The sequence below is a fragment of the Streptomyces sp. CNP082 genome (assembly GCF_059570535.1).
In genome coordinates this window covers 125,631-138,143 of the sequence record NZ_JCANSZ010000007.1, presented here as the reverse complement: position 1 = coordinate 138,143, position 12,513 = coordinate 125,631, and the positions used below count along the sequence as shown (strand labels likewise).

Here is a 12,513-nt window from a genome sequence, read left to right as displayed (position 1 = left end):
ACAACCTATCCCGCGCCTCTGACAACGGGCCCCGGGGATCCGCCCCCCGGGGCTCCGGGCGGGCCCCGGGCTACACCGGCAGGCTCTCGTCCCGTTCGAGCCGGATGTGCTCCGCGCCGCCGATGCCCGGTCCTTCCGGGCCCAGCATGCGGTTGTAGAGCGGCGGCGCGACGGCGGAGAGCAGGGCGTCGTGGACGTCGACGGCGCGGCGGGGGGTGACCTCGCGGACGTAGTCGACGATCTCGGCGAGCTTGTTCCACGGCGCCATCACCGGCACCAGCAGGGTCTCGACGTCCCGGTCCGGGACGGTCAGCGCGTCGCCCGGGTGGAAGACGGCACCGTCCACGACATAGCCGACGTTGGTGATCCGCGGGATGTCCGGGTGGATCACGGCGTGGAGTTGGCCGTGCACCTCGACCTCGAAGCCGGCGGCGGTGATCACATCGCCCTCGCCGACGGTGTGCACCCGCCCGGGGAACGCCGCGGAGACCTGCTCCGCCACGCTGCGCAGCGTCCACAACTGCGCCGCCGGGTTGGCGTCGAGCGCGGCGCGCAGCCGGCCCTCGTCGAAGTGGTCCGGGTGCTCGTGCGTGACGAGCAGCGCGTCCGCGCCGACCGCGGCGTCCGCCTCGCTGAACCCGCCGGGGTCGATGACGAGCACCGCCCCGTCCTTGGCCAGCCGGACGCAGGAGTGCCCCTTCTTCGTCAATTCCATGATGCCGGTGACAGCTCCTTCGGACGGCACGGTCAGTACTCCGTCGTGGACACGGTACGCACCACGAGGTTCTCGGGGTCCGCGGTGTTGACGGCGATGGACACGTCCGGGAGTTCGCCGGACTGCGTGAGCTTCAGCCCCGACCAGTCCCCTTCGGTGAAGTCCCAGCCGGCGACCTCGGCCTGCGCGGGAGTGATGGGGTTGAAGCCGTCCCGCAGTCTGGGCAGGGGCCTGACGTCCGTACGCGAGAACGTCGTCTCCAGATACAGGTCCAGCGCCTCCTGCGACCCGGTGAAGTCGACGTACAGGGCGCTGTCGTGCAGCGCGTTCTGCTCGTACCAGCGGATGTACTCGGCGCCGCCGGGGACGGGCACCTGGTAGATGCGCCGCAGCAGCCGCGGCGGCCAGCCGGGCTGCATCTCGGTGTACGCGGCGCGCTCGGCCTTCTCCCGCCCGCTCTCGCGGCTCAGCTGGGTGGAGTTCCAGCCGAAGACCAGCGGGAAGCCGACGAGCAGGGCGATGGCGAGATACGCCTTCCAGGAGCGGGGGACGCGGCGCGGGGGGCGGTGGGGCACGTGTCCATTGTGTGCGGGATCGGGCCCGTGCCCGTACCCGGAACGCTCGCCCGAGTCCTGCAGGGTCACTTGCCGACCACCTGCGCGAACCGCTCGTAGCGCTCGACGCGCCGCCGGTTGGTGCGGCGGAACCTGCGGGCCACCAGCCGGGCCAGGTCCGCGGCGCCGACGAGCCCGGCGTCGTTGCCGAGGCGGGCGCGTACGATGCGCGCCTCCGGCCGGTAGCCGCGGCCGGTGAGGCTGCGGGCGAAGGCGTCCTGGGCGGGCTTGATGAGCAGGTCGTCGGCGGCGCTGACACCGCCGCCGATGACGAAGCAGGAGGGGTCGAGCGCGGCGGCGAGGTTGGCGATGCCGACGCCGAGCCACTGGCCGATGTCCTCCAGCAGCTCTATGCACATCGCGTCGCCCTCGCGGGCGAGCTCGGTGATGAGCGGGCCGGTGATGTCGCCGATGTTGCCCTTGACGCGGTCGATGATCCCGTACGCGACCGGGGACTCGGCCGCGGCCAGCTCGCGGGCCTCGCGGACCAGCGCGTTGCCGGAGCTGTACTGCTCCCAGCAGCCGCGGTTGCCGCACGGGCAGCGGTGCCCGCCGGGTACCACCTGCATATGGCCGAACTCGCCGGCCACGCCGTACTTGCCGCGCTTGACCTGGCCGTCCTCCAGGATGGCGCCGCCGATGCCGGTGCCCAGGGTGATCATGACGAGGTAGTCCTCGCCGCGGCCCGCGCCGAAGCGCCACTCCGCCCAGGCGGCGGCGTTGGCGTCGTTGTCGACCATCACGGGCACCCGCAGCCGCTCGGAGAGCGCGTCGCGCAGCGGCTCGTTCCGCCAGGACAGGTGCGGGGCGAAGAGCACCCGGCTGCGGTCGGCGTCGATCCAGCCGGCGGCGCCGATGCCGACGGCGTGCACGTCGTGGCGCTCGGAGAGGTCGAGGACCAGCTCGACGATCACGTCCTCGACGACTTTGGGGCTCTTGGACTTGTCGGGTGTCTCGGTGGTCGCGCGCTCTAGGACGTGCCCGTCGGCGTCGACGACGCCGGCGGCGACCTTGGTGCCGCCGATGTCGATGCCGACGGTGGGCACCCGGGGCGCGGTCAGGTGCGAGCGCCGCTCGCGGTGACTCACGCTGCGCAGCACGGTCGCGCGGGCCGCGGCGCGGTGCGGTGTCCTCTCGGCGGCACTCACGGGCGGTCCCCTCGCCCGGGCCGGGGAGTCGGCTCGGTGGGTGCGGGTGGTCGCAAGGGGTGGCCCCTTCCCCTGTCGGGAGTCGCTGACGTGTGCCGATTCTGCCTCACGGGCCCCCTCCCCCGCACGGCGGTGCGGTCAGCGGGTGGCAAAGGGGGCATACGGCGGCGGGCCAGGTCAGCTCGCGTTCCGCCGCTGCAGCTCGTGGCTGAGCTGTTCCAGCTCGCTGCCGCCGGCCATCTGCCGGGTCAGCTCGTCCAGGGTGATGTCCTCGCGGGCGTGGCTGCCGGCCATGACCCCGCGCTTGAGCAGGATGAACCGGTCGCCGACGAGATAGGCGTGGTGCGGGTTGTGGGTGATCAGCACCACGCCGAGGCCCTGGTCGCGGGCGGCGGCGACGTACTTCAGCACCACGCCGGACTGCTTGACGCCCAGCGCCGCGGTCGGCTCGTCCAGGACCAGCACCTTGGCGCCGAAGTAGATCGCCCGCGCGATCGCCACGGACTGCCGCTCGCCGCCGGACAGGGTGCCGATGGGCTGGTCGACGTCCCGCAGGTCGATGCCCATGCGCAGCAGCTCGGCGTGGGTGGTGGCGCGCATCTTCGGCACGTCGAGCCGGCGCAGCGGGCCGCGGCCGAGCGTCGGCTCGGAGCCGAGGAAGAAATTGCGCCACACGGGCATCAGCGGCACCACGGCGAGGTCCTGGTAGACCGTGGCGATGCCCCGGTCCAGCGCCTCGCGCGGGTTCGCCAGCCGCGAGTCCCGGCCCTCGATGCGGAAGCTGCCGCTGTCGTGCTGGTGCAGCCCGGAGATGATCTTGATGAGGGTGGACTTGCCCGCGCCGTTGTCGCCGAGCACGCAGGTGATCTCGCCGGGATGCACTTGGAGGGAGACGTCTTCGAGGGCGCGGATGTTGCCGTAGTACTTGCAGACGTCCGCCAGCTCCACCAGCGGCCCGCCCGTGCCCGCGCTGTCCGTGCCCATGCTGTCCGTGCCCGTGCTGTCCGTGTCCGTACCGTCCGTGGCCTTGGTCATCTGGCCGCCTCCGCGCGCTTGCGTACCCAGGAGTTGAGGATCGTGGCGAGCAGCAGCATCGCGCCGAGGAAGAACCAGAACCAGTCCGAGTCCCACTGGGCGTACACGATGCCCTGCTTGGCCATGCCGAAGATCAGCGCGCCGATCGCGGCGCCGATCGCCGAGCCGTAGCCGCCGGTCAGCAGGCAGCCGCCGATCACGGCGGCGGCGATGTAGTGCAGCTCCAGGCCGCGGCCCTCCGCGGACTGCACCACACCGGAGAACGAGAACAGCAGGTGCTGCCCGGAGATCCAGGCCGCGACCGCGACGCCGAGGTAGAGGCCGATCTTGGTGTGCTGTACGGGGACGCCGACCGCGCGGGCCGCGTCCTTGCCGCCGCCGACCGCGAAGATCCAGTTGCCCCAGCGGGTGCGCAGCAGGATCCAGGTGGCCACGGCGACCAGCCCGATCCACCACAGGATCGTCACCCGCAGCTTGAACGAGCCGATGTCGAGGGACGAGGCGAAGAGCACCCGCGCCGACTCGAAGCCCTGCATGTCGTCGATGGCGTTCGTGGAGACCGTGCCCTGGATCCTCTTGGTGAGGCCGATGTTGGCGCCCCACAGCATCAGGTAAGTGCCCAGCGTGATGATGAAGCTCGGCAGCCCGGTACGGACCAGCATGAAGCCGTTGAAGAAGCCGATGGCGAGGGTGACCAGCAGGGAGACGAAGACGCCCACCCAGACGTTGGCGGTCATCTCGTACGCGAACATCGTGGACGTCAGCGCCGCGGAGGTGACCAGCACGCCCGCCGACAGGTCGAACTCGCCGCCGATCATCAGCAGCGCCACGGGCACCGCCATGATGCCGATGGTCGACGCCGCGTACAGCACGGTGTCGAGGCTGGACAGGAAGCTGTCCGCGATGAGCGCGAAGAAGAGGAAGACGGCGACGGCGCCGATCACCGAGCCCAGCTCGGGCCGGCCGAGGAGCCGGTGCAGCGGGGAGGCGTGCAGCAGGCGTTCGTCCGGCGCCTTGGCATCCGCCTTGAGGGTGGTGGTCATCGGGTTCCCCGCTTCGTCCTGTTCAGTGGCTGTCTGCGCGGGCTGGGCCTGCTCATGGGACTCCTTGCTCGGATCCGGCCGGCAGCGGCCGTCCCCGCCCGGCGCCGCGGGGCCGGGCGGGGGACGTACCGCGGGCTCACCGGGTGCCGCGCTCCGTGAACTTCTTCAGCTCGGGGGCGTCCTCCTCGGTGACGATGGCCGGACCGGTCAGCACGGTCTGGCCGCCGCCGATGACGTTGCCGTTCGTCTCGTACAGCCACAGCTCGTCGACCGCCAGGTAGCCCTGCAGATAGGGCTGCTGGTCCACGGCGAAGGTGAGCTGCTTGCTCTCCAGCGCCTCGGCGACGGCGGCGTTCAGGTCGAAGGTCGCGACCTCGGCCTCGCTGCCCGCGGCGTCCTTGGCCTCCGCCGCCGAGGCGGCGACGTCCGCGTTGAGCGTGACGACCGAGTCGACGCTGCCGTCCGCCTCCAGCTTCGCCTGGATCCCCGAGAGCACGGCGGGCTTGCTCGCGCCGTCCACGGTCAGGTTCTCCACCGAGCCGGAGAAGGTCTCCTTCACACCGGCGCAGCGCTGCTCCAGGCCGACGTTGCCCTGCTCGTGGATGACGCAGACGGCCTTTTTACGGCCGCGCTCGTTCAGCTCCTCGCCGACCGCCTCGCCGGCGACCGACTCCTCCTGGCCGATGTGGCTCAGGGCCCCGTACTCCTCGGAGAACTCGGCGCCGGAGTTGATCGTCACCACGGGGATGCCGGCGTCCACCGCGGCCTGCACCGCGCTCTTCATCGCCTCCGGCTTGGCGAGGGTGACGATGATGCCGTCGACCTTCTTGTCGACGAACGTCTGGACCAGCCGCGCCTGCTCGTCGTCCTTCTCGCTGTTGGCGTAGAGGAACTCGACGTTGTCCTTGGCGGCGGCCTGCTTGGAGCCGCTCTGGACGATGTCCCAGAAGGTGTCACCGGGCGCGGAGTGGGTGACCATCGCTATCTCCATGCGCGGCGTGTTCACGCCACCGCCGCCGCCCCCGCCGCCGTCACCCTCCTCGGCGTCCTTGCCGCCGGAGTCACTGCAGCCCGCTGCGGCAACCGCCAGCAGGGTGGTCAGCGCCGCCGCAGCGAACACACGCGTGCTACGGGCCATACGGCTGAGCGCCATCTGGATACCCGCCTTTCTTCCCAGGTCGTCCCCGGCCGCCTGCGTGGCGGCTGGAGGTGTTCTAGCCGGGGGCAGCGACCGAGTCAATGCCTTGCCTTGTCCGATCATTCTGACCCGCGGCTACCCATGAGTCACCCCGCGGGGTGCCCGTCCCCTCAGCCCCGGTCCAGCAGCTGGAACTCGAAGCTGTACCGCGAGGCCCGGTACAGGTGCGAACCGAACTCCACCCCGCGCCCCGTGTCGTCGTACGTGAACCGCTCCATCGTCAGCACCGCCGCCCCCTCCTCCTCGCCCAGCCGCTCCGCCTCCGCGGCCGTCGCGGGGCGCGCGCCGACCCGCTGGCGGGCGCTGTGCAGCGCGATCCCGGCGCGCCGCAGCACCCGGTACAGACCCGTCGCCTCCAGCTCGTCGGCGCGTAGCGGGACCAGCTCGGCGGGCAGGTGGTTGCAGAGCACCGCGACGGGCTCGCCGTGGGTCAGCCGCAGCCGGTCCACCCGGACGACGTCCGTGCCCTCGGCGATCCCGAGGGCCGCGGCGACGTCCGCGGTGGCCTGCACCTCGGCCACCCCCAGCACCCGGGTGGCGGGGCGCTGGCCGGCGGCCTCCAGGTCGTCGTACAGGCTGGTCAGGCCGAGCGGGCGGCGCACCTGGCTGTGCACGACCTGGGTGCCGATGCCCCGGCGGCGCACCAGCAGCCCCTTGTCGACCAGCGACTGGATGGCCTGCCGCACGGTGGGCCGGGACAGGCCGAGCCGGGCCGCCAGCTCGATCTCGTTGCCGAGCAGACTGCCGGGTGTCAGCGCCCCCTGCTCTATCGCCGCTTCCAGTTGCTGCGCCAACTGGAAGTACAGCGGGACCGGGCTGCTGCGGTCCACACCGAGCCGGAGGGCGGGGACGGGGCCTGTGCCGCGCTTCGTCACGCTCCGGAGCGTAACGGTCGGGGAGGGCCACCGGAAGGCTTCACGTCAGGTTGTCCTGACAATTGACAATCGCGCTGGCCACAGGAGATTTTGAGGCCATGCGCATCGCACTCCTCGGCACCGGCAGGATCGGCGCCTTCCACGCCGCCGCGCTGCGGCGGCACCCGGACGTCACCTCCCTCGTCGTGACCGACGCGGATCCCCGGCGGGCCGCCGAGGTCGCGGCGCGTACGGACGCGGAGGCGGTCGCCACGCCCGCCGACGCGCTGGCCGCGGGGGCGGACGCGGTGGTGATCGCCGCCGCCACCGCCGCGCACGCGGAGCTGCTGGGCGCGGCGGCGCGCGCCGGGCTGCCGGTGTTCTGCGAGAAGCCGGTCGCCCTCGACCTGGCGGGCACCCGGGCGGCGCTGGCCGAGGTGGCGGCGGCCGGGATCGTGCTCCAGATGGGTTTCATGCGCCGCTTCGACGCGGGGTACACCGCGGCCCGCGAGGCGGTGCGCGGCGGGCGCCTGGGGCGGCTGCACACCGTACGGACCGCCACCTCCGACCCGGCGCCGCCGCCGGCCGCGTACCTGCCGCTGTCCGGCGGGCTGTACCGGGACTGCGTGATCCACGACGTCGACGCGCTGCGGTGGGTGACGGGCCGGGAGGTCACCGAGGTGTACGCGGCGGGCTCGGACGCGGGTCCTGCGATGTTCCGCGAGGCGGACGACGTCGACACCGCGGCGGCGCTGCTCACCCTGGACGACGGCACGCTGGCCACCGCGACGGCCACCCGCGTCAACGGCGCGGGCTACGACGTGCGGATGGAGCTGGCCGGGGAGCGCGACCAGATCGCGGTGGGGCTGGCCGAGCGGACGCCGCTGACCTCCGTCGAGCCGGGCGCGCCGGCGCCGGGCGGCAAGCCGTGGCAGGGCTTCCTGGAACGCTTCGCGCCGGCGTACGAGGCGGAGCTCGCGGCGTTCGTCCGGGTGGTCCGCGGCGAGCTGGCCAACCCGTGCGACGGGGCGGAGGCGCTGGCGGCGCTGCACGTGGTGGAGGCGTGCGAGCTGTCGCGCCGGGAGCACCGCCCGGTGCGGGTGGCGGAGATCGCCGAGGCGCCGTAGGGCCCGTGCGCCCCCGGCGCGGCCCGGTCGCCCGTCGCCCCCGTCGGCCGCCCGCGAGCGTGCCGGCCGGGTCAGGCCGCCGCGAGGCGGGCCAGGAGGTCGGCCGCGTGCCTGGCGACCTCCTCGCGGTCGCCGCCGGACAGCGCCGAGCCCATCCCGACGCCCACCGCGCCCGCCGCGATCCAGTCGGCCGCGCCGGCGATCGGGATCCCGCCGGTGGGCAGCACCGCGGCCTGCGGCAGCGCGGCCCGTACGTCCCTGACCCAGCCCGGCTCGTGCGCCGAGGCCGGGAAGAGCTTCATGACGTCCACGCCCAGCTCCAGCGCCCGTACCACCTCGGTGGGCGTGGCGACGCCGGCGAAGACCGGGATGCCGTAGCGGTGCGCGGTGGCGACCACGTCGGCGTCGAGGTTGGGTGCGACGAGGTAGCGGGCGCCGGCGTCGACGGCCAGCCGCGCCGAGGCGGCGTCCAGGACCGTGCCCGCGCCGATGACCGCCTCCGTGCCGGCCTCGTCGCTCAGCGCGTCGACCAGTTCCAGCGCGCCGGGCGTGGTCAGCGATATCTCCAGGCTGGTGATGCCGGCCGACAGCAGCGAGTCGGCGGTGGCGGCGGCAGCGTCGTAGGTGTCGCTGCGGACGATGGCGACGACCCGCTGCGCCAGCGCGGCCTGAGTGATCTCCCAGCGGTACACGGTGCTCCTCCGGCGGTTCTCTCTTAAGTGGTGCGCGGTGCGGTGGTGCGCGGGGCGGTGGTGCGGGGCCGTACGGCTCGTACGGGCCGTGCGCTCAGCGGTGGACGGAGTCGCCGCCGGCGGTGAACGCGGCGAGCGCGCCGTCGCGCGCGGCGGCGGTCGGCAGCCCGTCGGTGTCGGTCACGGTCTGGATGACGAGGGCGGCGACGCAGGCGCCCTCGGCGAGCGCGCGGTCCGGCGGCAGGCCCCGCAGCCGGGCGGACAGGAACCCGGTGGCGAACGCGTCGCCCGCGCCGACGGGGTCGGCGAGCCGCACGTCGTACGGCGGCTGGTCGACGCGCTCGCCGGCGGCGGTGAGCGCGGTGGCGGTGTGGTCGGCGCGCTTGATCACGACGGTGTCCGTACGGCCGCGCAGCAGCCGGGCGGCGGCGTCGTCGGCGGGCTCGCCGGTGAGCATTTCGAGCTCGTCGTCGCCGGTGAGCAGCAGGTCTGCCGCGGCGAGCAGCGGTCCTGCGACCTCGGCCCAGCGCTCGGGCCCGGCGAGCTTGCGGCGGACGTTGGGGTCGAAGGAGACCAACGCGCCGGCCGCGCGGGCGAGTTCGATCAGCTTGACCGTCGCCTCGGCGGCGGACGGGGAGAGGATCGGCGTGATGCCGGAGACGTGCAGCACCCGCACGCCCTCGACGATCTCGGGGCTGATGTGCTCGGGGGCGAGGCGGGAGGCGGCGGAGCCGGCGCGGTAGTACTGCACGTCGATGGCGCGCTGCGGGTGGCTGTCGCGGAGCAGCAGGCCGGTGGGCGCCTCGGGGTCGATGTCCGCGTACGAGACGTCCACGCCGTCCGTGCGGAGTTGGGCCAGGACGGCCTCACCCGCGGGGTCCGCGCCGACGCGGCCGAACCAGCGCGCCCGGTGGCCGAGCCGGGCGAGCCCGGCGGCGACGTTCGACTCCGCACCGGCGATGGCCCGGCGGAAGTTCACGGCACGCGCCAGCGGCATCCCGGGCTCGGCCAGCATCAGCAGCATGGCCTCGCCGCACGTCAGCACCTCCGGTGCGGATTCCGCCATCAGTTCCTCCACGGTGGTGGGGCGCGTTCGCTCTCCGCACGTTATCCCGATCAACGGGCGCGACGGGAGTCTAAAAGGAGAAGTGGTTTAGTCCATTGCCCCGCAGCGCGGCCGGGGCGACACTCGGCGCCGTGTGACGTGTGCACTACACCCCCGAGATTCCGGAGGTTCCGCATGCCCGTCCCCCGCCCGGCCGTCGCCGGCGCCGTACTCCTGGCCCTGGTGCTCAGCCCGCTCGCCGTCTCGCCGGCCGCCGGCGCGCCACCGCCACCGCGACCGGTCCAGGCCGGCGACATCAGCCCCACCCCGCGCGAGTCGGCGGAGCGCGGCGACAGCATCACCGTGACCAGCGCCGTCACCGTCGTCACCGGGGCTGACGGTGACGACGGTGACGAGGCCGCGTTCGCGGTCGCCGAGCAGGCGCTCCGCGACGCCGGGGCACAGAACGTCGAACGCACCGCGACCGCCCCCGAGGACAGCCCCGGGCTCACCGTCTACCTCGGCGGCCCCCGCGCCACCCCCGGCTCCGCCGCCGCCCTCGACGCCCTCGGCGTCCAGGGCCCCGACGGGCTGCCCGCCGACGGCTACGTCCTGGCCGCCGGCACCCCCGAGCCGGGCGACGGCGACGGCAGCATCGTCCTGGCCGGCATCGACGACACCGGCACGTTCTACGCCGCCCAGAGCCTGCGCCAGCTCCTCCCCCACCGCGACTCCCCCGGCACCCGCGTCGCCGGCACCGCCGTCCGCGACTGGCCGGGCACCGGCTGGCGCGGCGCCATCGAGGGCTTCTACGGCGTCCCCTGGTCCCACGAACAGCGCCTGGACCAGCTCTCGTTCTACGGCGAGCGCAAGATGAACATCTACGTCTACTCGCCCAAGGACGACCCGTATCTCCGCGAGCGCTGGCGCGAGCCGTACCCGGCGGAGGAACTCGCCCGCATCGCCGAGCTGGTCGAGCGCGCCCGCGCCAACCACGTCGAGTTCACCTACGCCCTCTCCCCCGGCCTGTCCGTCTGCTACAGCTCCGACGCGGACGTCCAAGCGCTGAACGACAAGTTCCAGACGCTGTGGGACATCGGCGTGCGGACCTTCGCCGTCCCGCTCGACGACATCAGCTACACCGACTGGAACTGCGCCGCCGACGAGGAGCAGTTCGGCACCGGCGGCGGCGCCGCGGGCGCAGCCCAGGCGCACCTGCTCAACCGCGTCAACCGCGAGTTCGTCCGCGCCCACGACGGCGCCGAGCAACTGCAGATGGTGCCGACGGAGTACTACAACACCACCCCGTCCCCGTACAAGACGGCGCTCGCCGAGCAGTTGGACGACGACGTGCTGGTGGAGTGGACCGGCATCGGCGTCGTCGCGCCCGAGATGACCGTCGCGCAGGCCCGTGACGCCCGCGAGGTCTTCGGCCACCCGATCCTGACCTGGGACAACTACCCGGTCAACGACTACGCCCAGCAGCGGCTGCTGCTCGGCCCGTTCAACGGCCGGGAGAAGGGGCTGCCGGGCGAGCTGGCCGGGATCACCGCCAACCCCATGAACCAGGCCGCCGCGTCGAAGATCGCGCTGTACACGGTCGCCGACTTCGCCTGGAACGACGCCGCCTACGACCCGCGGGAGTCCTGGACCGGGGCGCTCGCCGAACTCGCGGGCGGCGACAAGCGGACGACTGATGCGCTCCGGGCCTTCGCCGACGCCTCGTACGGCTCCGCGCTCAACCCCGACCAGGCGCCGGAGCTGGCGGCGGCCATCGCCGCGTACTGGGACGGCGGCGCCGGGGACGCGCTGGACCGGACGCTGGCCGCGCTGGAGGCCGCGCCGGGCGTGCTGCGCGACCGGCTCCCGGACCGCGCGTTCGTCGAGGAGTCCGGCCCCTGGCTGGACGCCACCCGCGACTGGGGCACCGCCACCCGCACCGCCCTGCAGATGGCCGAGGCCGCCCGCGACGGCGACGGCGACCGCGCCTGGCGGCTCCGGCAGCGGCTGCCCGAACTGGTGGCGCAGGCGAAGTCGCACATCTACACCGGACTCGGCGGGAACGAGGTGCCGGTCGTCGTCGGCGACGGCGTGCTCGACGCCTTCGTCGCCGACGCCGCCGCGGAGCACGACCGCACGCTCGGGCTGCCCGAGCGGCCGAAGGGCGCGACGAACCTCAGCACGTACCAGAGCAACACCGTGGAGCGGATGACGGACGGCGACGACTCGACGTTCTTCTGGAGCAACGGCAGTCCCGGCGTGGACTCGTGGGTGAGCGTGGACCTGCTCGGTGAGCGGGAGATCGGCACCGTCTCGCTGGCGATGGCCAAGTCGAACAGCCCGGACGACTACCTCCACCAGGGCGTGCTGGAGTACTCCGCCGACGGCGAGACGTGGACGGAGCTGGCCGCCTTCTCCGGTACGCCGGACGTCGAGGCGACGGCACCGGAGGGCACCACGGCGCGGTACGTACGCGCCAGGTCGACCGCGGCGCAGAGCAACTGGCTGGTGGTACGGGAGTTCACCGTCGCCGGCGGCTCCTCGGCGACGGCCGGCGGCCCGCCGGCCGCCGAGGGCAGCTCCCTGGCCGCCGCCGCGGACGGCAACATCGCCACCGTCTACCGCGCCGCCCGCGCGCCCGAGGCCGGCGAGGCGCTGGAGATCCGCTTCGCCGAACCGCGCGCGGCGGAGTCCCTGATCGTGCTCCGCCCGCAGTCCGCGGCGGACGCGGGCGCGGCGGTGCAGATACGCAACGAGCCCGGCGGCGCGTGGCACGACGCGGGCCGGCTCTCCGGCCCGTACACCGAACTCCGCGTGCCGGGCGGGACGGCGGCGGAGGTGCGGCTCGCGTGGTCGGCCGGCGGGGCGGTCCCGGAGATCACGGATGTGGGGGTGGTCGGAGGCTGAGCCCGTCCCCTTGGCGGCGGGCCGGGGGATGGGGCCGGAGACCGCCGCAGAGGCCGCCGCGTTCGCCGGGTTCCGTCCTCGGCGAACGCGCGACCACAGGTCCGCGACCACAGGTCCGCGACCACAGGTCCGCGA

At 73.5% G+C, this 12,513-nt stretch carries 11 protein-coding genes; 2 read left to right on the top strand and 9 right to left on the bottom strand.

The annotated features are described in order from the left end of the window. Window positions 1–70 precede the first annotated feature (70 nt). The 7 genes from B124_RS08960 to B124_RS08930 all read right to left on the bottom strand — a co-directional run bounded on the left by B124_RS08960 (window position 71) and on the right by B124_RS08930 (window position 6,628). On the bottom strand, window positions 71–715 hold the full coding sequence (locus tag B124_RS08960) for an MBL fold metallo-hydrolase (protein ID WP_496502165.1): 645 nt from the start codon (window positions 713–715) through the stop codon (window positions 71–73). A 32-nt stretch (window positions 716–747) separates the two neighbouring features. Further along, entirely contained in the window at window positions 748–1,290 is a 543-nt protein-coding gene (locus tag B124_RS08955) for a hypothetical protein (RefSeq protein WP_496502164.1), read from the bottom strand. Window positions 1,291–1,355: 65 nt separating this feature from the next. After that, window positions 1,356–2,477, bottom strand: a complete 1,122-nt coding sequence (locus tag B124_RS08950; RefSeq protein WP_496502163.1) for an ROK family glucokinase — start codon at window positions 2,475–2,477, stop codon at window positions 1,356–1,358. Between the two features lie 177 nt (window positions 2,478–2,654). Beyond that, window positions 2,655–3,461, bottom strand: coding sequence for an ATP-binding cassette domain-containing protein (locus tag B124_RS08945; protein ID WP_496502278.1), 807 nt, complete (start codon window positions 3,459–3,461; stop codon window positions 2,655–2,657). A gap of 47 nt (window positions 3,462–3,508) precedes the next feature. Beyond that, complete coding sequence (locus B124_RS08940) at window positions 3,509–4,555, bottom strand: ABC transporter permease (protein WP_496502162.1); 1,047 nt, start codon at window positions 4,553–4,555, stop codon at window positions 3,509–3,511. A gap of 136 nt (window positions 4,556–4,691) precedes the next feature. Further along, the gene (locus B124_RS08935; RefSeq protein ID WP_496502161.1) at window positions 4,692–5,693 is read right to left on the bottom strand and encodes a sugar ABC transporter substrate-binding protein; all 1,002 of its coding nucleotides are present in this window, start codon (window positions 5,691–5,693) and stop codon (window positions 4,692–4,694) included. 170 nt (window positions 5,694–5,863) lie between these two features. After that, on the bottom strand, window positions 5,864–6,628 hold the full coding sequence (locus B124_RS08930; protein WP_496502160.1) for a GntR family transcriptional regulator: 765 nt from the start codon (window positions 6,626–6,628) through the stop codon (window positions 5,864–5,866). Between the two features lie 98 nt (window positions 6,629–6,726). Here B124_RS08930 and B124_RS08925 point away from each other — a divergent pair, with 98 nt between their 5' ends. Next, a complete protein-coding gene (locus tag B124_RS08925) occupies window positions 6,727–7,734 on the top strand; it encodes a Gfo/Idh/MocA family protein (protein ID WP_496502159.1) in 1,008 nt (335 codons plus the stop codon). Between the two features lie 71 nt (window positions 7,735–7,805). Here the strand turns inward: B124_RS08925 and B124_RS08920 are convergent, their stop codons facing one another. After that, window positions 7,806–8,426: a bifunctional 4-hydroxy-2-oxoglutarate aldolase/2-dehydro-3-deoxy-phosphogluconate aldolase gene (locus B124_RS08920; protein ID WP_496502158.1), complete on the bottom strand. Its 621-nt coding sequence runs from the start codon at window positions 8,424–8,426 to the stop codon at window positions 7,806–7,808. Window positions 8,427–8,520: 94 nt separating this feature from the next. After that, window positions 8,521–9,492, bottom strand: coding sequence for a sugar kinase (locus B124_RS08915; protein WP_496502157.1), 972 nt, complete (start codon window positions 9,490–9,492; stop codon window positions 8,521–8,523). A 174-nt stretch (window positions 9,493–9,666) separates the two neighbouring features. On the opposite strand from B124_RS08915, the gene B124_RS08910 reads away from it, so the two are divergent. After that, window positions 9,667–12,378 (top strand): glycoside hydrolase family 84 protein, encoded by a 2,712-nt coding sequence (locus tag B124_RS08910; RefSeq protein WP_496502156.1) that lies wholly within the window; start codon window positions 9,667–9,669, stop codon window positions 12,376–12,378. Window positions 12,379–12,513: the final 135 nt, after the last annotated feature.